Genomic DNA, 19301 nt, shown 5'->3' on the forward strand with positions numbered 1-19301 from the left:
CCTTGTGGACGTCGTACACATCGACGTGTACGTTGTACGCCAGCTCGTGTACGCCGTACACATCGACGTTCCAGGGGGAACCCATGGCCGCTCCGCTCCACATCGCCGTGATCCAGGGCTCGACCCGCGACGGCCGGCTCGGCCCCGTCGTCGCGAACTGGCTGCTCACCCACACCGCCGACCGCCCGGATCTGACCACCGACCTGATCGACCTCGCCGAGACCCCGCTGCCGACCGTCTTCCCGCACCTCGGCCAGGCCCCCGAGCGCGCCGAGGACCGCGCCCTCCTCGCCGCCGTGTCACCGCGACTGGCCGCCGCAGACGCCTTCGTCGTGGTGACCCCCGAGTACAACCACAGCTACCCGGCCTCCCTGAAGAACGCGATCGACTGGCACAACCAGGAATGGCGCGCCAAGCCCGTCGCCTTCGTCGCCTACGGCGGCTTCTCCGGCGGCCTGCGCGCCGTCGAGCACCTGCGCGGCGTCTTCGCCGAACTGCACGCCGTCACCATCCGAGAGGCGATCGGACTCCAGGGAGTCTGGGGGCAGTTCGACGAGAACGGCCGGGCCGTCGACCCCGCCGCCGACACCGCGGCCAAGGCGATGCTCGACCAACTCGCCTGGTGGGGCGAGGCACTTCGTGACGCCCGCGCCAACAAGCCCTACGCCGCCTGAGTCATGACGACCCTTCAGACCCCTCAGGAGACGCGCATCCCCTATCTGGGCATCACCGGCCTCATGCTCGGCATCGTCCTCGCGACGCTCGACGGCACGATCGTCGGCACCGCACTGCCCACCATCGCGGGCGAACTCGGCGGCCTCGACCGGCTGTCCTGGGTCGTCACCGCCTATCTCCTCACCGCCGCCGTCGCGACCCCGCTCTGGGGCAAGGTCGGCGACCTGTACGGACGCAAGGGCAGCTTCCTCTCCGCCGTCGGCGTCTTCCTCGCCGGTTCCGTGCTCTCCGGCCTCGCCCAGACCATGGGCCAGCTCATCGCCTTCCGCGCCCTCCAGGGCATCGGCGCCGGCGGCCTGATGGTCGGCGCCTTCGCGCTCATCGGCACCCTGGTGGCCCCGAAGGACAGCGCCCGGGTCCAGGGGATCACCGGGGCGATGCTGCCGGTGGCCTTCGCGGGCGGCCCACTCCTCGGCGGCCTCCTCACCGACCACCTGAACTGGCGCTGGGCCTTCTACGTCAACCTGCCCGTCGGCCTCGCCGCCCTGCTGATCGTCTCGCTCACCCTGCGCGTACGGACCCCGCGCGTCCGGGCCCGCGTCGACTGGGCGGGAGCCCTTCTGCTGACCACCGGGGTCCTCGCGCTGACCCTGCTCGCCGGCTGGGCCGGCACCTCCCACGCCTGGACCTCACCGCGGATCCTGACCCTGGGCACGATCGCCGTCGTGGCGCTCGCCTGGTTCGTCCGGGTCGAGCGGCGGGCCGAGGAGCCCGTGATCCCGCCCCGGCTCTTCCGCGGCCGCAACTTCACGCTCGCGCAGATCCTGAGCTTCCTGGTCGGCGCGGGCATGATCGCCGCCCTGAACTATCTGCCGCAGTACCTGCAGTTCGCCCGCGGCCGGTCGTCCACGGCGAGCGGACTGCTGCTGCTCCCGCTGATGCTCGCCATGGTCGCCGCGCAGCTGGCCTCGGGCCGGATCATCGCCCGTACCGGCCGCTACCGGATCCATCCGATCCTCGGCGGCGCGCTGATGACGGCGGGCGCGCTCGTCCTGCTGCTGCTCGACGTGGACACCCCCACCGCCGTCGCCTCCGGGCTCACCGTGGTCGTCGGCGCGGGCATGGGCTTCCTCATGCAGGCCACGCTGCTCGTCACGATGTACGGCGCCGAGCCGCGCGACATGGGCGCGGCGAGCGGCACCGTGACACTCGTGCGGACGCTCGGCGGCTCGCTCGGCGTCGCCGTCCTCGGCGCGGTGTTCACCGCGCGCCTCGACGGCACCGACACCCACCTGACCCCGGCGCAGGCCCTGCGACTGCCGGAGCCGGCCCGGGAGGGCCTGGGGGCGGCGGTGACGAGCGGGGTGCACGGGGTGCTGATCGGCACGGCGGTGCTCGCCGCCCTGGCCTTCGCCGTGGCCTGGCTCGTACGGGAGGTCCCGCTGCGGCCCGAAGCCGGCTCCGCTACGGAAGCAGGCCCTGGGTCAGCGGTCCGGCCACCGGCAGATCGGCCACTGCCCCGCCCTTCGTGACGTGGTCGGTCACCAGGTTGGTGCCCACCGGCTTGAAGTCGGAGACCTGGGTGCCGAGGCCGTTGTCGAGCGGATCGACGCCGGTGTTCGCCAGCGGGTCGAGCTGGAGCCGGGTCAGCGGGCCGAGCCCGTGGGTGACACCGGACAGCGCACCCGCCCCGGCCGCACCGGCGTCCGTCCTGGTCAGCGAGTCGACGGGCAGCGGCACCGGGGCCACCGCCTGGGCCGCGGCGCCCCCGCCGAGGACTGCCGCACCCGCCGCCGTGACGGTGAGACCGGCCTTGAGCAGGGCACTGCGACGGGGGGTCCGGGATGCTGCGTGACGCGCCATGATGATCCTTCCGAGCCTTCACGGGGTAACCGATCGGACACCGACAGTAGTTGAGGTGTGATGCTCGATACCAACGGCCTTCCTCGGGGGTCCCCTGCACGGGGGAATGCTTCACACTGGTGTCCCGTGAGTTCCCAACCGATCCCGACCCGTGTCGTCCTGCTCGCGGGCCCCTCAGGCTCCGGCAAGTCGTCCCTCGCCGCCGTCACCGGCCTCCCGGTGCTGCGCCTCGACGACTTCTACAAGGAGGCCGACGACCCGACCCTCCCCCTCGTCGAGGGCAGCTCGGACATCGACTGGGACTCTCCACGGTCCTGGGACGCGGACGCCGCCGTCTCCGCCATCGTCGAGCTGTGCCGCACGGGACGGACCGACGTCCCCGTGTACGACCTGGCCACCAGCTCCCGGGTGGACCGTGAGCGGCTCGACATCGAGCGGACGCCGCTGTTCGTCGCGGAGGGGATCTTCGCGGCCGAGATCGTGTCCCGCTGCCGTGAGCTCGACGTCCTCGCCGACGCCCTCTGCCTGCGCGGCCGGCCCTCGACGACGTTCCGCCGTCGGCTCGCCCGCGACCTGCGCGAGGGCCGCAAGTCGGTCCCGTTCCTGCTGCGCCGCGGCTGGCGCCTGATGCGCGCGGAACGGGCGATCGTCGCCCGCCAGGCGGAACTGGGCGCCCACCCCTGCGCCAAACCGGAAGCCCTGGGCCGCCTGGCCGCGGCGGCGGCGGGCCGCCACCGCACGCCCGCGGCGAGCTGAGAGCCGAAAACACGACGCGGGTCGTACGAGCCCCCCAGCTCGTACGACCCGCGTCGCCGTTCCCCGTACCCCCGTACGGTTCCCCCGTGCTCCCCCGACGGCTCCGTTTCCCCCGTAGCCCCCGCGGGTCTTTCCCCCAGCCTTCAGGCCACCAGCTCGCCGAAGGACTCCTCCTCGTCACGGCCGAAGCTGAGCACCTCGTCCTCGCGCAGTCGCCGCAGCGACCGCCAGATGCTCGACTTCACCGTGCCGACACTGATGTCCAGGATCTCCGCGATCTCCGGATCGGTCCGGCCCTCGTAGTAGCGCAGCACCAGCATCGTCCGCTGGAGCTCGGGCAGCCGGGCGAGGGCCTGCCACAGCACCGCGCGCAGCTCCGTGCCGCGCATCGCGTCCGTCTCGCCCACCGTCTCCGGGAGCTCCTCGGTCGGGTACTCGTTGAGCTTGCGCCGGCGCCAGGCGCTGATGTGCAGGTTGGTCATGGTGCGGCGGAGGTATCCGCCGACCGCGGCCTTGTCGCTGATCCGCTCCCAGGCGCGGTACGTGGAGAACAGCGCGCTCTGGAGCAGGTCCTCGGCCTCGAACCGGTCACCGGTGAGGTGGTAGGCGGTGGCGTACAGGGAGGCACGACGCTCCTGGACGTAAGCCGTGAACTCGGCTTCCGAACAGTTGCGCTCCCCCGTGACCTCCCCGTACGCCGCTCCCCCGTCAGCAATGGCCACCATGTACGGCGCCTTGCGCTGACGCCCGACGCTGCGAACGCACCCCCGCCCGTTCACCGCGCCGGACTTCTCCGTGCTCCGAACGACGTCGTGGAGACGCGTGACTACTGCGCTTGAGGTGGTGCTGTGCAGTGCGTTCATTTGGCGCCCCCCGTCGGTTGGAGTGTGTTTCGGTCCGTGTGCAATGAAGCTTGCCCACCGGACTTCATGGCGTTGTCCGCCGACTGTCACAGGCGTGTCACAGGGCCCCGGGCAGAAGCGCGCCTCCCAGCGGTCGAACTCGGACGGCCCCATGCGACAGAATGTCGCCCGTGCCTTTTCTGTTGCTGATCGAGGACGACGACGCCATCCGCACGGCCCTCGAACTCTCCCTGTCACGGCAGGGCCACCGGGTGGCCACCGCCGCGACGGGTGAGGACGGCCTCCAGCTGCTGCGCGAGCAGCGGCCGGACCTGGTCGTGCTCGACGTCATGCTGCCGGGAATCGACGGCTTCGAGGTCTGTCGGCGCATCCGCCGCACGGACCAGTTGCCGATCATCCTGCTGACCGCGCGCAGCGACGACATCGACGTGGTCGTGGGCCTGGAGTCCGGGGCCGACGACTACGTCGTCAAGCCGGTGCAGGGCCGCGTCCTCGACGCCCGGATCCGGGCCGTACTGCGGCGCGGTGAGCGGGAGTCGACGGACTCGGCGACCTACGGCTCGCTCGTGATCGACCGCTCCGCGATGACGGTCACGAAGAACGGCGAGGACCTCCAGCTCACTCCGACCGAGCTGCGGCTTCTCCTTGAGCTGAGCCGCAGGCCCGGACAGGCGCTCTCCCGGCAGCAGTTGCTGCGGCTCGTGTGGGAGCACGACTACCTGGGCGACTCGCGGCTCGTCGACGCCTGTGTGCAGCGGCTGCGCGCCAAGGTGGAGGACGTGCCGTCCTCGCCGACGCTCATCCGTACCGTGCGCGGGGTCGGTTACCGGCTGGACGTCCCTGCGTGAGCAAAGGGATCGTCACGCGGCTGCGCCTCTCCAGCCTGCGGCTGCGTCTTGTCGTCGTCTTCGCCCTCGTCGCGCTCACCGCGGCCGTCTCCGCGTCCGGCATCGCGTACTGGCTGAACCGTGAGGCGGTGCTGACCCGTACCCAGGACGGGGCGCTCAACGACTTCCGGCAGGAGATGCAGAACCGGGCGGCGACGCTGCCGCTGCGGCCCACCCAGGAGGATCTGAGCCGGACGGCCGAGCTGATGGCCACCGGCAGCGCCAACTACCAGGTGCTCCTGCTGGGCGAGCGGGCGGCGGGCAAGCCGATCGTCGGGGCCTCGGACCCGGACGACTTCACCCTGGCCGACGTGCCGCGCTCGCTGATGGTCGCGGTGGACACCGAGCGCCCGGTGACGGAGGCCGACCCGTATCCGTACCACCTGTTCTGGCAGCGTACGGAGCGGAACGGGACGCCGTACCTGGTCGGCGGGACGCGGATCGACGGCGGCGGGCCCGCCGGTTACATGTTCAAGTCGCTGGCCGCGGAGAAGGCCGATCTGAACTCGCTCGCCTGGTCGCTCGGCATCGCCACCGCGCTCGCGGTGGCCGGCTCCGTGCTGCTCGCGCAGGTCGCGGCGACGACCGTGCTGCGTCCGGTGCACCGGCTCGGCGAGGCGGCCAAGCAGCTCGGCGAGGGCAAGCTCGACACCCGGCTGCGGGTCACCGGCGCCGACGAACTGGCCGATCTCACCCGTACGTTCAACAGTGCGGCCGAGTCCCTGCAGAAGAAGGTCGCGGACATGAGCGCCCGGGAGGAGTCCTCCCGGCGGTTCGTGGCCGACATGTCGCACGAGCTGCGGACCCCGCTGACCGCCCTCACGGCCGTCACGGAGGTCCTGGAGGACGAGCAGGACTCCCTCGACCCGATGATCGCCCCGGCGGTGGCGCTCGTGGTCAGCGAGACCCACCGCCTCAACAACCTGGTGGAGAACCTGATGGAGGTGACCCGCTTCGACGCGGGCACCGCCCGGCTCGTCCTCGACGAGGTGGACATCGCCGACCAGATCACCGCGTGCATCGACGCGCGCGCGTGGCTCGACGCGGTCGACCTGGACGCCGAGCGCGGGATCGTGGCGCCGCTCGACCCGCGCCGGCTCGACGTGATCCTGGCGAACCTGATCGGGAACGCGCTGAAGCACGGCGGTTCGCCGGTCCGGGTCTCGGTGCGCACGGAGGACGACGAGCTGGTCATCGCGGTGCGCGACCACGGCCCCGGCATCCCCGAAGAGGTCCTGCCGCACGTCTTCGACCGCTTCTACAAGGCGAGCGCGTCCCGGCCCCGGTCCGACGGCAGCGGACTCGGTCTGTCGATCGCCATGGAGAACGCGCTGATCCACGGCGGTTCGATCACCGCCGCGAACTCGACCGGCGAGGACGGGGCGGTGGACGGCGCGGTGTTCGTGCTGCGGCTGCCCCTGGACGCGTCGGGCATCACGCGCGAGGTGCAGACCCGCAGCAGCCAGGGCGAAGTGGAGGAAGAGTGAAGCGCCGCACTGTGGGGCGTACGGCCGTGGTGGCCGGGCTCGTCGCGCTCACCGCGCTGGCCACCGGCTGCGGGATCAGGACCACGTCGGTCCCGGTGGACGCGGGCGCGGCCCCGTCCCGGGTCCCGTGCAGCGTGACCGAGGAGGGGACGACGGGGACGGCGGTGCAGGGCGTGCCGGTCCGGGCGTTCCTGGTCTGCGGCTCGCAGCTGGAGGCGGTGGACCGGCGGTCGCCGCTGCCGGAGGAGAAGGCGGGCGGCGACCCGGTGCGCACGGCGCGGGGGCTGCTCGCGCAGCTGCTCGCCGAGCCCTCGGAGAGCGAACAGCGGGCCGGGTTCACGACGGCGGTGCGCGGCCCGCTGGTGGTGACCGGCGGCCGCCGGGGCGACCCGGCGGACACGCTGCGGCTGAGCCGCCAGCCGGAGGACCTGGCGCCGACGGCCCTGTCGCAGCTGGTCTGCACCTTCGCGGCGAGCTCGGCGGGCGCGGGCGAGCAGACGGTCCTGCTCGGCGGCCCGGGCGCGTACGCCCCGAAGCGCTACCGCTGTACCCCGGAACTCCGGGAACGCCCGGAATCGACTCCGCCGACGGCCCCGCCGCAGGGCTGACGCCCCGCACGGAGGTTTCGGGCGCGTGGGGGCTCGCGCCGCCTCGGCGGAACCGATTCCGCCGTCGGGGGCGTCTTGGGGGGCGTGCAGCGTCAAGGTTCGGGCGGCAGTGCCGCCGTGGTCGTCCGCGTGGCGGGGTTCGTCCTCGTCCTCGCGCATCTGCTGCTCGTCGCCTGGGTCAGCCTGCGCCCACGGGACGTGGCCTGGGTGACCGCGCCGAACACCGTCCCGCTGAACGGCCTCCGGGCCGATCTCGCCCTCGGTACCGTCGAGGCCGTCCGGCTGATCGGCGAGGGCCTGCTGCTCCTGGCCCCGCTCGGGATCCTGCTCCCGATGGCCGACGGCCGGCTCCATGTCTCCGGGTGGGCCTCGCTGGCCCGTACGACCGCGGCCGGGGCCCTGGTGTCGCTCGCCGTGGAACTCCTGCAGACCGCCGTACCGGGTCAGGTCGTGGACGTGGACTCGGTCCTCCTGAACACCGCCGGGGTGGCGCTCGCCCATCTCCTCTTCGTCCCGGCCGGCCGCACCTGGCTGCGCCGCAGGTCGGACGCGGGACGGACGGAGTCCTCCCCGGGTACCGGGCCGGGTCGGGGTTCCCCCCTGCTGCGGAACGAGGGGTCTCAGGGTGCGACCCCGACGATTACCAGGGTCCCGATCGCCCGGTAGACCGACGCCCCGAACCCCCGTCCGGCGGCACCATGGAGTCATCGGGAGCCCGACGGAGCGGCTCCCGGACAAACTCCGAAGGAGCCCACCATGGCCGCACTGACCCGCCCCCGTGACGGACGCGTGATCGGCGGAGTGTGCGCGGGCCTGGCCCGGCGCTTCGGCATCTCCGCGAACACGATGCGTCTGATCTTCCTGGTCTCGTGTCTGCTTCCCGGCCCGCAGTTCCTGATCTACATCGCCCTGTGGATCTTCATGCCGGACGAGCGGAAGGCCACCACCGCCTGGTGACCGACCCACGCCGAAGGGGCGCGTACCCGGGAGACCGGGTGCGCGCCCCTTCGGCGTACGGAGAGCCGGGTACGGCCCGGGGGGTCAGCCGAGCGGCAGGCCCTGCAGCGGCAGGCCGCCGAGCAGGCCGCCCAGCGGGGTGGCGCCGAGGCCACCGGCGGCGGCGTCGAGCGGGAGGCTCTGGGTGGCCTGGCCGGCGGCGGCCGGGAGGGTCTTCACACCCTGGTCGAGGCCCTGGCCGAGGGCGCCCTGACCGGCACCGAGGGACTCGGCGGCGCCGTCGGGGAGCTCGGTGAGGCCGTCCCCCAGCGGCACGGTCTGGGTCACCAGGCCGAGCGCGTCGGGGGTGGCGGGCGCGACCGGGGCGGCGGAGGCCGTGCCGGCGGCGGCAGCGGCGAAAGCGGCACCGAGAGCGGCGACACCGAGCTTCTTGGCGGCAGACTGCTTCATCTGAAAATCTTCCTTGGGGAATCCGGGGGCTTCCGGGAAAGCCGGGCGGGGAAATCCTGGGAATGCAGAGCGGCTCTGCAACCTAACCAGTGATCGACCGGTCCGCAAACACCGGAAAGCGGCCGGGTGTCGCGCTTTCCCCGGCCGCTCGGCTCCCCTCGACGGGGTGGTGTTCAGCCCGCGATACGGGAAGACTCGCTGGTCGTAGCGGTCTGCTGGAACAGCCATTCGGACTTCAGCTCGGCATATCCGGGCTTGATGACCTCGTTGATCATGGCGAGGCGTTCATCGAAAGGAATGAACGCTGATTTCATCGCATTGACCGTGAACCACAGCATGTCATCGAGCGTGTAATCGAACGCCTCGGTCAGCAGCTCGAATTCCCGGCTCATGCTGGTCCCGCTCATGAGCCGGTTGTCGGTGTTGACCGTGGCCCGGAAGTGCAGCTTGCGGAGCAGACCGATGGGGTGCTCGGCGAACGAGGCCGCGGCGCCGGTCTGGAGGTTGGACGAGGGGCACATCTCCAACGGGATGCGCTTGTCGCGGACGTAGGCGGCGAGCCGGCCGAGGGTCACCGAGCCGTCGTCGGCGACCTCGATGTCGTCGATGATCCGGACGCCGTGCCCGAGCCGGTCGGCCCCGCACCACTGGAGCGCCTGCCAGATGGAGGGCAGCCCGAAGGCCTCGCCCGCGTGGATCGTGAAGTGGTTGTTCTCCCGCTTGAGGTACTCGAAGGCGTCGAGGTGACGCGTGGGCGGGTAGCCGGCCTCGGCGCCCGCGATGTCGAAGCCGACGACGCCGGTGTCCCGGTAGCGGTTGGCGAGTTCGGCGATCTCCAGGGCGCGGGCGGCGTGCCGCATGGCGGTGAGCAGGGCACCGACACGGATGCGGTGACCGTTGGCCCTGGCCTGCCGCTCGCCCTCCCGGAAGCCCTCGTTGACGGCCTCGACGACCTCTTCCAGGGTGAGGCCGGCCTCCAGGTGCTGCTCGGGGGCGTAGCGCACCTCCGCGTACACGACGCCGTCCTCGGCGAGGTCGACGGCGCACTCGGCGGCGACGCGGAAGAGGGCGTCACGGGTCTGCATGACGGCGCAGGTGTGCGCGAAGGTCTCCAGGTACCGCTCCAGGGACCCGGAGTCGGCGGCTTCGCGGAACCAGATGCCGAGCTTGTCGGGCTCCGTCTCGGGGAGCTGCTGATAGCCCTGCTCCCGGGCGAGTTCGATGATCGTGCCGGGGCGCAGTCCGCCGTCGAGGTGGTCGTGGAGCAGCACCTTCGGGGCACGGCGGATCTGGTCCGCGGTGGGGACGCTGGGGGTCTGGCTCGTCATTTCCGCATGCTAGCCCCTACGCGCGTAGAGCGCGCCCTGTGGCGCGGCGTCCGCCACCGATGTTCCCTCACCCGCCGACGCTCTGATGCCGCGTCACCTGCACGTCGAGGGAGAGGAACCCGTGCTCAGACCCCATGGCCGGACCCCGCGTTCAGACTCGCGTTCAGTCCTCCGCGTATACGACTTTTTAGGCTGTTGAGACGACACCGACTCCTCGGAACACGCCGGGTCCCGTCCGCTCGCGGTTACGTGGGGCGATCACGGCGGGAGCCGAAACCCGCCGGACCCAGAAAGGACGAGGCATGCGATACATGCGTGGCCTGCTCGTCGTACTCTCCGCGGGCGCCCTGTCGCTCGGCATGATCGGCACCTCGCAGGCCGACACCGACCAGTCGAACCAGAGCCTGGACCACAGCTGCCAGAACAGCACGTTCGGCTCCTGCAGCCAGGAGGTGAACTACGCTCCGGAGATCCTGGGGGATATCTCTCTCAGCGGCGAGAACGGGCTGCTCGGCCCGAACGGTCTCCTCGGTCCGTCGGGTCTCCTCGGTCCGACCGGTCTCCTCGGCCCCACCAGCACCAGTGGGACCACCGCCGCCAAGGGCGTGACCGCCACGAAGGGCGCGACCGGCACGAAGGCCACCGCCGCCAAGACCACCCTGCCCGCGCCCACCCGGTAGCGCGTCGGCGACTGCCCGCCGAACTGATCGAGGAAGCGGCGCCCCGTGAGGCACACGACCGCCGCCGAGGTCGCCCGGCAGCCCGGGTGGCGATCGTTCCCCCCGCCACCCGGGCCGCCCGGCCACGGTCGGATCGCCGCGGCTCCCACGCGACGTCCGCCCTCTCCCCGCTGCTCTCCGCTCTCCCCGCGCAGGCGAAAAAGGCCCGCCGCGTCGACCGGGCGACTCCTAGGCTGGCGGAATGACTCCCCGACCGACCGGCCCCGAACTGCCGCGTATCCACGCCGCCTTGTCCGCCTTCCACCGTCGCCAGGCCGCCCGGGTCGTCGAATTCCCCGGCGGCTTCGCCGCGCTCGACGACCGGTACACCCATTCCCGGGGCAACAACCACCTGCTGGTCGACGGATCGACCGACCCCGAGGCGCTGCCCGAGCGGGCCGAGGAGCTGCTCGGCCATCTCCCGTACCGGCTGGTGTACGTCATCGACGACGAGGTCGCGGCGGCCTGCCGGGGCCCGCTGGAGCGGGCCGGTTACACCCACGCGGCCATTTACCTCATGCGGCACACCGGCCCGGTCCCGGCGCACGGCGGGGCTCGGCACGTGGGTCTGGAGGAGCTGCGCGCGCCGGCCTCGGAGGCCTGGCACCGGTTCGTGCCGGGGATATCCGACGAGCAGGTCCACCACCTGGTGGAACGTCGGGCCGCCCGGCTCGGGGCGGCCGAGGACGTACGGTTCCTCGCCGTGTACACCGAGGACGGCGAGGTGGCGTCCTGGGCCGACCTGTATCTCGACCCGACGGCCGGGGTCGCCCGCATCGAGGACCTGGTCACCGCCGAGAAGCACCTCGGGCAGGGCCACGCCGGACGGGTCGTCGACACGGCACTGCATCTGGCGGCCGAGGCCGGCTGCGACCTCCGCTTCCTGAGCGCGAACAAGGCGAAGTGGCCGCACCGCTGGTACGGGCGGAAGGGCTTCGCCGTCGTCGACACCGTCCACTGCTTCGAGAAGGCGTAGCCGCATGTCGACGCCCGCGTACCCGCCCAAGCCACGGCCCGGCGACAAGGTCGCCGTCCTCTCGTCCTGGTGGCCCGGGCCAAGAGCTGGAGCTTCGGGCAGCCCCTCGACGCGCCGGCCCGAGTCGCGTACCGGAAGGCCCAACGCGAGGCGGTGCTCAGGGCGTTGGGTGAGTACGCGCCCGAGACCATGGCGGTCTTCGACGTGGACTTCGGACACACCGACCCACAGCAAGTGATCCCCTGCGGTGGTCCGATCCGCGTCGACGGCCCCGCCCGACGCATCACCGTCACGTACTGAACTCCGGCCGAACGGCGGTGCCCCGCCGGGCGATACGTAACAGAGACCGCACGTACGACTGGCGTACACCTCTCCTTCTGAGACTGTTCTGTCATGGCGCACTTCGCACTCGTGGGGCCGCCCGACGCCCGGAGACCCCGGCTCGGTCGGCCTGTTGGAGGTTCACGCACGTCGGCGGCGGTGGGCGGCGTGGTGCTGCTGCTTCCGGACGGCGAACCGGTGTCGGGGCGGCGCGCCTCCACGCGGGCCCATGCGGCGATGCTGCCGCTCGGGCGCTCTCTCGTCCGGGCGGGCCGGGCCGACAACCTCGTCGCCCATGTCGTGCGCTATCGGGGGCGCGGCTGGAACGGGGCCGACGCGAACCTCGCGGAGGACGCCTCCTGGGCGGTCGCCGAGGCCGTGCGGCGCTACGGCGACGTCCCGGTCTGTCTCGTCGGCCACGGACTCGGCGGCCGGGCGGCGCTGCGGGCCGCCGGGCACGCCGCGGTCGGCGCGGTCCTGGCGCTCGCCCCGTGGCTGCCGGAGGACGACATGGCGGCGGCGCCGGAGGCCGTACGGCAGTTGGTGGGGCGCCGGGTGCTGCTCGTCCACGGCACGAACGACGCGCGTACGGACCCTGAGCTGTCGTTCCGGTTCGCCGAGCGGGCCAAGAAGTCGAACCGCGACACCTGCCGGTTCGAGGTGCACTCGGACGGTCACGCGCTGCGTCAGTACGCGGACGAGGTGCGGGCCCTCGCCGCCGACTTCGTCCTCGGCGCGCTCTTCGCCCGGCCGGTCACGCGGCCGGTGACCGACGCGATGGCCGCTCCTCCGCCGCTCGGCCTGCGGATGCCGCTCGCGGCGGGCTTCGGGGGCTCACTCCGGAGGTGAGAGGTCCTTCGGGAGCAGGGGCGCCGCGGGTTCCTTCGGGAGCAGGTGCCCCCTGCGGCTCAGCAGGAACTTCTTGAAGGCGGCCACCGGGGCGGTGTCCGGGTGGCCGTCGAGCCAGGCGACGCCGATCTCGCGGACCGCGCGCGGGGCGGTGACGGTGAGTTCGACGACGCCGGGGCGCGGCACCGCCGGCGGGGGCAGCAGGGCGACGCCGAGGCCGGCGGCGACCAGGCCGCGCAGGGTCTCGGCCTCCTCGCCCTCGAAGGCGATCCGGGGCTTGAACCCGGCCTCCGTGCACAGGTCGTCGGTGATGCGGCGGAGCCCGTACCCCGGTTCCAGGGTCACGAAGGTCTCTTCGGCCGCCTCGGCGAGGCGGACGCGCTTGCGGCCCGCGAGCCGGTGGTCGTCGGGGACGACGAGCCGGAGCCGCTGTTCGTCGAGGCGGCGGGCGACCAGGTCCGGGGCGTCGGGGACCGGGGAGGTCAGGCAGAGGTCGAGGTCGCCGGCCCGGAGCCGTTCGATCATGGCCTCGCCGTAGTTCTGGACGAGGGTGAAGCGGATCCGGGGATGGTCGACGCGGAAGGCGCGGATGAGGCCGGGGACGGTCTCGGAGCCCATGGTGTGGAGGAAGCCGAAGGCGACGCGGCCCGCGGTGGGGTCGGCGTCGGCGCGTACGGTGTCGGCGGCCCGCTCGACCTCGGCGAGGGCCCGCTCGGCGGCGGTGAGGAAGCGGCGCCCGGCCGGCGTGAGGGAGACCGTGCGGCCGCGGCGGGCGAAGAGGGTGACGCCGAGGTCCTGTTCGAGCCGGACCATCGCCCGGGAGAGGGTGGACTGCGGGACGCCCATCTCGGCCGCGGCCCTGGTCACGTGCTCGTGCCGGGCGACGGCGGCGAAGTACGCGAGCCGCGGCGCGAGCAGCAGTCCCATGTCTTCTTCGTTACTGTTCGGTGACAGGCGAGGCTGTGACCTGTACTCATGCACCATGGGAACGATTACAGCAGTTCCGTGCATTGGACGCATGAAACAGGGCGTCCTAGGTTCGTCACATGCCTTCCGCCAGTACCAAGGCGGCCGCCACCCACGCGTCCGCCGACACCCGCCTCGCCCCTGCCGACACCCGCCTCGCCCCCGGCGCCCCCGGCTACCGCCGGTTGAGCCTCGCGCTCTTCGCCGCCGGTCTCGCCGCCTTCGCGCTCCTCTACTCCACACAGGCCCTCCTCCCGGCCATCTCGGCCGAGTTCGGTGCCACCGCCTCCGCCGCCTCCTGGACGGTCTCGGCCGCGACCGGCGCCCTCGCCCTGTGTGTGCTGCCGCTCAGTGCCCTCTCGGAGCGCTTCGGCCGGCGCGCGATGATGATCGCCTCCCTGACGGTCGCGGTCGGCATCGCCCTCCTCGTGCCGCTCGCCCCGAACCTGGAGTCCCTGATCGCCCTCCGCGCGATCCAGGGCGCCGCGCTCGCCGGGCTCCCGGCCTCCGCGATGGCCTTCCTCGCCGAGGAGGTCCGCCCCAAGGCGCTGATCGCCGCGATCGGCCTGTTCGTGGCGGGCAACTCCATCGGCGGCATGAGCGGCCGCCTGGTGACCGGCTGGGTGGCGCAGATGTGGGGCTGGCGGGCGGGACTGGCCGCCGTCGGCCTGACCTCCCTGCTGTGCGCGCTGGCCTTCCGGGCGCTGCTGCCGAAGGCACGGCACTTCACGCCCGGCACGCTCAACCCGAAGGCGCTCGCCCGGACCGTACGGACGCACCTCGCGGACCCGCTGCTGATGCGGCTCTACGTGATCGGCGCGCTGTTCATGACGGTGTTCGGCGCGGTGTACACGGTGATCGGCTACCGCCTGGTCGAGGCCCCGTTCTCGCTGCCGCAGGGCGTGATCGGCTCCATCTTCCTGATCTACCTGGTCGGTACGGTCTCCTCGGCCGCCGCGGGCCGGCTCGTCGGCCGGCTCGGCCGGCGCGGGGCGCTCTACCTGGCGGTCTCCACCACGGCCGCGGGCCTGCTGCTCTCGCTCTCCGACGCGCTGCCGGCGGTCCTCGCGGGCCTCGTCCTGATCACCGCCGGCTTCTTCGCGGGCCACGCGGTCGCCTCCTCCTCGGTGAGCCGTACGGCCACGACGGGCCGCGCGCAGGCCTCGGCGCTCTACCAGTCCGCGTACTACCTGGGCAGCAGCGCGGGCGGCACGCTCGGCGCGATCGCGTTCCACGCGGGCGGGTGGGCCGGCACGGTGCTGATCGGTCTCGTCGCGGTCCTCGGCGTCGTCTCGGTGACCCTGTACGGCAGTCACAGCGCGCGCGTGGAGGCACGGCAGGGACGGCAGGGACGGCTCGCCGCGTCCTGCTGATTCCGGCCGAATCCCCTGCAACTGAGTCGCTCCCCCGGACGTCCTGACAGATAGGACTCAAGGGGGAGTTGACGATCATGAAGCGAATCACGGGCCGAATAGGCAGAAGAGCGGGCATCGCGGCCGGCCTCACCTCGCTGGTGCTGCCGATGACGATCGCGCTCGGTGCGGCTCCGGCGCAGGCGGCGTCCTGCAACGTGACGACGGGCCCGTACCAGAAGCAGGTGGAGAAGTTCCTCGGCCGCCCGGTCGACGGACGCCAGTCGCTCGCCGACTGCAAGGCCATCCAGGCCTTCCAGAAGAAGCACGGCATCACCCCGACCGCGGGGTACGCCGGGACGATCACCTGGCGCACGATGAGCACGATGAACCAGCAGAAGGCGGCGGGGTCCAACCCCAACAAGGACCGCAAGTGTCCGACCAACCGGGGCCGGATCGCCTGCGTCGACCTCACCCGCCAGCTGTCCTGGATCCAGGACGGCTCCCGCCTCAAGTACGGCCCCGTGCCGGTCCGTACGGGCAAGGACGGCACCGAGACCCGTACCGGGTCGAAGAAGATCTACTGGCGGAACATCAACCACTGGTCGACGCTGTACCACGTCTCCATGCCGTACTCGCAGTTCTTCGACGGCGGGCAGGCCTTCCACTCGACGACCAAGTCCATGTGGAACCCGCCGGGCTCGGGCGGCTGCGTCAACATGCGCTCCGCGGACGCCAAGGCGTACTGGAACCTGCTCAGGAACGGCGACGACGTCTTCATCTACGGGCGCAAGCCGGGAACCTGACCCCGACTGTCAGTCCGCTGCGGTAGCTTCCCTCTCACCGGCACCGAACGGGTGCCGGTGAGGGGTGAGTGGGGTGTGGACCCGATGAGTGACGCCGCGACCGCGACGACCGACGAACTCGACAAGTACCGCCGGGAGCTGACCGGTTACTGCTACCGGATGCTCGGGTCCTCCTTCGAGGCCGAGGACGCGGTGCAGGACACCATGGTGCGGGCCTGGAAGGCCATCGACTCCTTCGAGGGGCGCTCCTCACTGCGGTCCTGGCTCTACCGGATCGCCACCAACGTCTGCCTGGACGCGCTGAACGCGGGCAACCGGAGGGCACGGCCGATGGATCTGACCTCGCCGACGCCCGTGGCCCAGGCCCAGCTCGTCAAGCAGCCGGAGATCACCTGGCTGGAGCCCGTTCCCGACGGGCGGGTCCTGCCCTCGGTCGCCGACCCGGCGGAGACGGCCGTCTCCCGGGAGACCGTGCGGCTCGCGTTCGTGGCCGCGCTCCAGCATCTGCCGCCCAAGCAGCGGGCGGTGCTCATCCTGCGCGAGGTGCTCGCCTGGAAGGCCGCCGAGGTCGCCGAGCTCCTCGACACCTCCGTCGCCTCGGTCAACAGCGCCCTGCAGCGGGCCCGCGCGACACTGGCCGAGCAGGCGCCGGCCACCTCCGACACGGCGAACCCCCTGGACGAGGAGCAGAAGGCGCTCCTGGAGCGTTATGTCGCCGCGTTCGAGGGCTACGACATGAAGGCGCTCACCGCGCTCCTCCACGAGGACGCGACCATGTCCATGCCGCCGTACGACCTCTGGCTGCAGGGTCACGACGACATCGTCGGCTGGATGCTGGGCGTCGGCGAGGTGTGCGCCGGCTCGAAGCTGGTGCCGACCGTGGCGAACGGCTCCCCCGCCTTCGCCCAGTACCACCCGGACCCGTCGACGGGCGGCTTCAGCCCGTGGGCGCTCATCGTCCTGGAGCTCCGCGACGGCAAGGTCGCCGGGATGGACTTCTTCCTGGACACCGAGCGCTGGTTCCCGCTCTTCGACCTGCCGGCCCGCCTAGAGGCCTAGGGCCGGGCCGAGACCGGTGAGCAGGAGCAGGGCCCGCAGGTCGGGCCCCGCTCCGTGGAAGCGGATCCGGTGCCCCCTCCGCCCGGCGGCGAGCTTCAGCCGGGCGAGGGCGTCGACGGCGGCGAGGTCGGCGGGCGCGAGCGCGCCGACCTCGCAGACCACTTCCCCGGGCGGGGCGGCCCCGAGCTCGGCACAGAGACGCGCCACCTCGTCCCCGGTGGGGCGGGCGGTCAGGGTCACGACAAGCGGTTGACTGGTGTCCACATGCCTGGTGACCGGAGGACGGACCGGAACTCATCGGTACCGGACCGCGGCATAGGCTCCCGATCATGACTCACGAGCCTGTCGAACTGGTGATCTTCGACTGTGACGGCGTTCTGGTGGACAGCGAGAAGATCTACTGCAGGGTGGACCGGGAGGTGTTCGCGAGCCTCGGAGCGGAGTTCACCGAGGCGGAGGTGGTCGACTACTTCGTCGGTTCCTCGCACGCGATGCTCACCTCCCTCGTGGAGGAGCGCAGGGGCCGCCCCCTCGAACCCGGCTGGCAGTCCCCCTTCAAGCAGCGGTACGAGGACGCCCTGGACGCGGAACTGACGGCCGTGGAGGGCATCACGGACGTCCTGGACACCCTGCCGCTCCCCTACTGCCTCGCCTCCAACGGCAGCCACCCCAGCATCCGCAAGAACCTCGGCCGCGCCGGACTGCTCGACCGCTTCGAAGGCCGCATGTTCAGCGCCCGCGACGTCACCCACGGCAAGCCGGCCCCGGACCTCTTCCTCCACGCAGCCGCCACGATGGGCGTCCCGCCGGAGCGCTGCGCGGTCGTCGAGGACAGCCCCTACGGCGTCCAGGCCGCCCGCGCCGCAGGCATGCGCGCCTTCGGGTACACCGGCGGCCTGACCGCACCGGACCGCCTGACGGGCCCCCGCACGGTGGTCTTCGACGACATGCGGGAGCTGCCGGGGCTGCTGGGCTCGACGCTCTAGTCAGCACCGGTGCCCGCATGCCGAACGGGACCGGTGGGGGTCCACCGGTCCCGTTCACCTGAACGTGTCAGGGGCGCCTACCCAGGGTCGTCGAGGTCCTAGGCGATGCGGTCCAGGACGATCGGGTTCGGGGTGAAGGGCGTGCCCTCGGGGGCGATGTCCCAGGCCGCGGTCAGGGACTTCAGGGCGTAGTCGAACTTCTCCGGGGTGTCCGTGTGGAGGGTCACCAGCGGCTGGCCCGCCGTGACCGTGTCGCCCGGCTTGGCGTGGAGTTCGACGCCCGCGCCGGCCTGCACCGGGTCCTCCTTGCGGGCGCGGCCCGCGCCCAGGCGCCAGGCGGCGATGCCGATGTCGTAGGCGTCGAGGCGGGTCAGGACGCCGGAGGACGGGGCGGTGACGACGTGCTGCTCGCGGGCGACCGGGAGGGCCGCGTCCGGGTCGCCGCCCTGGGCCGCGATCATCCGGCGCCAGTGGTCCATCGCCGAGCCGTCGGCCAGCGCCTTCGCCGGGTCCGCGTCCTTGATGCCGGCCGCGGCGAGCATCTCGCGGGCGAGCGCGATCGTCAGCTCGACGACGTCCGCCGGGCCGCCGCCGGCGAGGACCTCGACGGACTCGCGGACCTCAAGGGCGTTGCCGGCGGTGAGGCCGAGCGGGGTGGACATGTCGGTGAGCAGCGCGACCGTCTTCACGCCGCTGTCGGTGCCGAGGCCCACCATCGTGGAGGCGAGCTCGCGGGCGTCCTCGATGTTCTTCATGAAGGCGCCGGTGCCGACCTTGACGTCGAGGACCAGGGAGCCGGTGCCCTCGGCGATCTTCTTCGACATGATCGAGGAGGCGATGAGGGGAATCGCTTCCACGGTGCCCGTGACGTCGCGGAGCGCGTACAGCTTCTTGTCGGCGGGGGCCAGGCCGTCGCCGGCCGCGCAGATCACCGCGCCGGTGGTGTCGAGGACGTGCAGCATCTCCTCGTTGGAGAGCAGGGCGCGCCAGCCGGGGATGGACTCCAGCTTGTCGAGGGTGCCGCCGGTGTGGCCGAGGCCGCGGCCGGAGAGCTGCGGGACGGCCGCCCCGCAGGCGGCGACGAGCGGGGCGAGCGGGAGGGTGATCTTGTCGCCGACGCCGCCGGTGGAGTGCTTGTCGGCGGTCGGCCGGGAGAGGGAGGAGAACTCCATGCGCTCGCCGCTCGCGATCATGGCCGCCGTCCAGCGGGCGATCTCCGCGCGGTTCATGCCGTTCAGCAGGATGGCCATGGCCAGGGCGGACATCTGCTCGTCGGCGACCGCACCGCGGGTGTAGGCGTCGATGACCCAGTCGATCTGCTCCGGGCTCAGCTCGCCCTTGTCCCGCTTCGTGCGGATGACGGAGATGACGTCCATGGTGGTGCCTCTTTCTA

General features: G+C 72.1%; 22 protein-coding genes and 1 pseudogene. 16 read left to right on the plus strand and 7 right to left on the minus strand.

From position 1 onward, the window contains the following. Nucleotides 1-83: 83 nt before the first annotated feature. On the plus strand, nucleotides 84-674 hold the full coding sequence (locus tag OG259_RS16130) for an NADPH-dependent FMN reductase (RefSeq protein WP_328942915.1): 591 nt from the start codon (nucleotides 84-86) through the stop codon (nucleotides 672-674). Between the two features lie 3 nt (nucleotides 675-677). Next, on the plus strand, nucleotides 678-2207 hold the full coding sequence (locus OG259_RS16135) for an MDR family MFS transporter (RefSeq protein ID WP_328942916.1): 1530 nt from the start codon (nucleotides 678-680) through the stop codon (nucleotides 2205-2207). Here the strand turns inward: OG259_RS16135 and OG259_RS16140 are convergent. Continuing rightward, nucleotides 2140-2538, minus strand: a complete 399-nt coding sequence (locus OG259_RS16140) for a hypothetical protein (RefSeq protein WP_328942917.1) — start codon at nucleotides 2536-2538, stop codon at nucleotides 2140-2142. The genes OG259_RS16135 and OG259_RS16140 overlap by 68 nt on opposite strands. Before the next feature lie 60 nt (nucleotides 2539-2598). On the opposite strand from OG259_RS16140, the gene OG259_RS16145 reads away from it, so the two are divergent. Then, nucleotides 2599-3294 (plus strand): uridine kinase family protein, encoded by a 696-nt coding sequence (locus tag OG259_RS16145; RefSeq protein WP_328942918.1) that lies wholly within the window; start codon nucleotides 2599-2601, stop codon nucleotides 3292-3294. A gap of 143 nt (nucleotides 3295-3437) precedes the next feature. Here the strand turns inward: OG259_RS16145 and OG259_RS16150 are convergent, their stop codons facing one another. Beyond that, complete coding sequence (locus OG259_RS16150; RefSeq protein ID WP_030318346.1) at nucleotides 3438-4157, minus strand: SigE family RNA polymerase sigma factor; 720 nt, start codon at nucleotides 4155-4157, stop codon at nucleotides 3438-3440. Between the two features lie 170 nt (nucleotides 4158-4327). On the opposite strand from OG259_RS16150, the gene afsQ1 reads away from it, so the two are divergent. From afsQ1 to OG259_RS16175, 5 genes are all read left to right on the plus strand, one after another. Continuing rightward, entirely contained in the window at nucleotides 4328-5005 is a 678-nt protein-coding gene (gene afsQ1, locus OG259_RS16155; RefSeq protein WP_017239746.1) for a two-component system response regulator AfsQ1, read from the plus strand. Then, nucleotides 5002-6531: a HAMP domain-containing sensor histidine kinase gene (locus OG259_RS16160; protein WP_328942919.1), complete on the plus strand. Its 1530-nt coding sequence runs from the start codon at nucleotides 5002-5004 to the stop codon at nucleotides 6529-6531. The genes afsQ1 and OG259_RS16160 overlap by 4 nt, the downstream gene beginning before the upstream one ends. After that, complete coding sequence (locus tag OG259_RS16165; RefSeq protein WP_328942920.1) at nucleotides 6528-7139, plus strand: hypothetical protein; 612 nt, start codon at nucleotides 6528-6530, stop codon at nucleotides 7137-7139. The genes OG259_RS16160 and OG259_RS16165 overlap by 4 nt, the downstream gene beginning before the upstream one ends. A gap of 84 nt (nucleotides 7140-7223) precedes the next feature. Beyond that, nucleotides 7224-7805, plus strand: a complete 582-nt coding sequence (locus OG259_RS16170; protein WP_328942921.1) for a VanZ family protein — start codon at nucleotides 7224-7226, stop codon at nucleotides 7803-7805. A 90-nt stretch (nucleotides 7806-7895) separates the two neighbouring features. Beyond that, nucleotides 7896-8096, plus strand: a complete 201-nt coding sequence (locus OG259_RS16175) for a PspC domain-containing protein (RefSeq protein WP_055600943.1) — start codon at nucleotides 7896-7898, stop codon at nucleotides 8094-8096. Between the two features lie 84 nt (nucleotides 8097-8180). On the opposite strand, the gene OG259_RS16180 is transcribed toward OG259_RS16175, so the two are convergent. Together OG259_RS16180 and OG259_RS16185 are read right to left on the minus strand one after the other, a co-directional pair. Further along, nucleotides 8181-8546 carry a hypothetical protein gene (locus tag OG259_RS16180; protein ID WP_328942922.1) on the minus strand — a complete coding sequence of 122 codons (366 nt, stop codon included), beginning with the start codon at nucleotides 8544-8546 and terminating at the stop codon, nucleotides 8181-8183. 173 nt (nucleotides 8547-8719) lie between these two features. Next, the gene (locus tag OG259_RS16185) at nucleotides 8720-9874 is read right to left on the minus strand and encodes an adenosine deaminase (protein WP_328942923.1); all 1155 of its coding nucleotides are present in this window, start codon (nucleotides 9872-9874) and stop codon (nucleotides 8720-8722) included. A gap of 302 nt (nucleotides 9875-10176) precedes the next feature. Here OG259_RS16185 and OG259_RS16190 point away from each other — a divergent pair, with 302 nt between their 5' ends. The 4 genes and pseudogenes from OG259_RS16190 (at nucleotide 10177) to OG259_RS16205 (ending at nucleotide 12739) form a co-directional block, all read left to right on the plus strand. Then, a complete protein-coding gene (locus tag OG259_RS16190; RefSeq protein WP_328942924.1) occupies nucleotides 10177-10554 on the plus strand; it encodes a hypothetical protein in 378 nt (125 codons plus the stop codon). 241 nt (nucleotides 10555-10795) lie between these two features. Continuing rightward, complete coding sequence (locus tag OG259_RS16195; protein WP_328942925.1) at nucleotides 10796-11569, plus strand: GNAT family N-acetyltransferase; 774 nt, start codon at nucleotides 10796-10798, stop codon at nucleotides 11567-11569. Nucleotides 11570-11620: 51 nt separating this feature from the next. Further along, nucleotides 11621-11869 (plus strand): annotated as a pseudogene (locus OG259_RS16200) (LD-carboxypeptidase); the annotation flags it as partial. Between the two features lie 93 nt (nucleotides 11870-11962). Then, on the plus strand, nucleotides 11963-12739 hold the full coding sequence (locus OG259_RS16205) for an alpha/beta hydrolase (RefSeq protein ID WP_328942926.1): 777 nt from the start codon (nucleotides 11963-11965) through the stop codon (nucleotides 12737-12739). Here OG259_RS16205 and OG259_RS16210 read toward each other — a convergent pair. After that, the gene (locus OG259_RS16210) at nucleotides 12725-13723 is read right to left on the minus strand and encodes a LysR family transcriptional regulator (protein WP_328942927.1); all 999 of its coding nucleotides are present in this window, start codon (nucleotides 13721-13723) and stop codon (nucleotides 12725-12727) included. The genes OG259_RS16205 and OG259_RS16210 overlap by 15 nt on opposite strands. Nucleotides 13724-13785: 62 nt before the next feature. Between OG259_RS16210 and OG259_RS16215 the strand changes: the two genes are divergently transcribed. The 3 genes from OG259_RS16215 (at nucleotide 13786) to OG259_RS16225 (ending at nucleotide 16922) form a co-directional block, all read left to right on the plus strand. Then, nucleotides 13786-15078, plus strand: coding sequence for an MFS transporter (locus tag OG259_RS16215; protein ID WP_328942928.1), 1293 nt, complete (start codon nucleotides 13786-13788; stop codon nucleotides 15076-15078). Nucleotides 15079-15155: 77 nt separating this feature from the next. Further along, entirely contained in the window at nucleotides 15156-15863 is a 708-nt protein-coding gene (locus tag OG259_RS16220) for a L,D-transpeptidase family protein (protein ID WP_328942929.1), read from the plus strand. An 84-nt stretch (nucleotides 15864-15947) separates the two neighbouring features. Further along, nucleotides 15948-16922, plus strand: coding sequence for a sigma-70 family RNA polymerase sigma factor (locus OG259_RS16225; protein ID WP_328942930.1), 975 nt, complete (start codon nucleotides 15948-15950; stop codon nucleotides 16920-16922). On the opposite strand, the gene OG259_RS16230 is transcribed toward OG259_RS16225, so the two are convergent. Continuing rightward, nucleotides 16911-17162 (minus strand): STAS domain-containing protein, encoded by a 252-nt coding sequence (locus OG259_RS16230; RefSeq protein ID WP_328942931.1) that lies wholly within the window; start codon nucleotides 17160-17162, stop codon nucleotides 16911-16913. The genes OG259_RS16225 and OG259_RS16230 overlap by 12 nt on opposite strands. An 89-nt stretch (nucleotides 17163-17251) precedes the next feature. Between OG259_RS16230 and OG259_RS16235 the strand changes: the two genes are divergently transcribed. Continuing rightward, on the plus strand, nucleotides 17252-17908 hold the full coding sequence (locus OG259_RS16235; protein WP_328942932.1) for an HAD family hydrolase: 657 nt from the start codon (nucleotides 17252-17254) through the stop codon (nucleotides 17906-17908). A 98-nt stretch (nucleotides 17909-18006) separates the two neighbouring features. Here OG259_RS16235 and OG259_RS16240 read toward each other — a convergent pair whose 3' ends face one another. Continuing rightward, nucleotides 18007-19284: a thymidine phosphorylase gene (locus tag OG259_RS16240; protein WP_328942933.1), complete on the minus strand. Its 1278-nt coding sequence runs from the start codon at nucleotides 19282-19284 to the stop codon at nucleotides 18007-18009. Between the last annotated feature and the right edge of the window lie 17 nt (nucleotides 19285-19301).

It is taken from the genome of Streptomyces sp. NBC_00250 (assembly GCF_036192275.1).
Lineage (GTDB): Bacteria > Actinomycetota > Actinomycetes > Streptomycetales > Streptomycetaceae > Streptomyces.

Bases quoted from the DNA above. Each gene is read 5' to 3' on its own strand.
- OG259_RS16130 (WP_328942915.1), top strand. From the start codon at position 84: ATGGCCGCTCCGCTCCACATCGCCGTGATCCAGGGCTCGACCCGCGAC.
- OG259_RS16135 (WP_328942916.1), top strand. From the start codon at position 678: ATGACGACCCTTCAGACCCCTCAGGAGACGCGCATCCCCTATCTGGGC.
- OG259_RS16140 (WP_328942917.1), bottom strand. From the start codon at position 2,538: ATGGCGCGTCACGCAGCATCCCGGACCCCCCGTCGCAGTGCCCTGCTC.
- OG259_RS16145 (WP_328942918.1), top strand. From the start codon at position 2,599: ATGCTCGATACCAACGGCCTTCCTCGGGGGTCCCCTGCACGGGGGAAT.
- OG259_RS16150 (WP_030318346.1), bottom strand. From the start codon at position 4,157: ATGAACGCACTGCACAGCACCACCTCAAGCGCAGTAGTCACGCGTCTC.
- OG259_RS16175 (WP_055600943.1), top strand. From the start codon at position 7,896: ATGGCCGCACTGACCCGCCCCCGTGACGGACGCGTGATCGGCGGAGTG.
- OG259_RS16180 (WP_328942922.1), bottom strand. From the start codon at position 8,546: ATGAAGCAGTCTGCCGCCAAGAAGCTCGGTGTCGCCGCTCTCGGTGCC.
- OG259_RS16185 (WP_328942923.1), bottom strand. From the start codon at position 9,874: ATGACGAGCCAGACCCCCAGCGTCCCCACCGCGGACCAGATCCGCCGT.
- OG259_RS16190 (WP_328942924.1), top strand. From the start codon at position 10,177: ATGCGATACATGCGTGGCCTGCTCGTCGTACTCTCCGCGGGCGCCCTG.
- OG259_RS16195 (WP_328942925.1), top strand. From the start codon at position 10,796: ATGACTCCCCGACCGACCGGCCCCGAACTGCCGCGTATCCACGCCGCC.
- OG259_RS16205 (WP_328942926.1), top strand. From the start codon at position 11,963: ATGGCGCACTTCGCACTCGTGGGGCCGCCCGACGCCCGGAGACCCCGG.
- OG259_RS16210 (WP_328942927.1), bottom strand. From the start codon at position 13,723: ATGGTGCATGAGTACAGGTCACAGCCTCGCCTGTCACCGAACAGTAAC.
- OG259_RS16215 (WP_328942928.1), top strand. From the start codon at position 13,786: ATGCCTTCCGCCAGTACCAAGGCGGCCGCCACCCACGCGTCCGCCGAC.
- OG259_RS16220 (WP_328942929.1), top strand. From the start codon at position 15,156: ATGAAGCGAATCACGGGCCGAATAGGCAGAAGAGCGGGCATCGCGGCC.
- OG259_RS16225 (WP_328942930.1), top strand. From the start codon at position 15,948: ATGAGTGACGCCGCGACCGCGACGACCGACGAACTCGACAAGTACCGC.
- OG259_RS16235 (WP_328942932.1), top strand. From the start codon at position 17,252: ATGACTCACGAGCCTGTCGAACTGGTGATCTTCGACTGTGACGGCGTT.
- OG259_RS16240 (WP_328942933.1), bottom strand. From the start codon at position 19,284: ATGGACGTCATCTCCGTCATCCGCACGAAGCGGGACAAGGGCGAGCTG.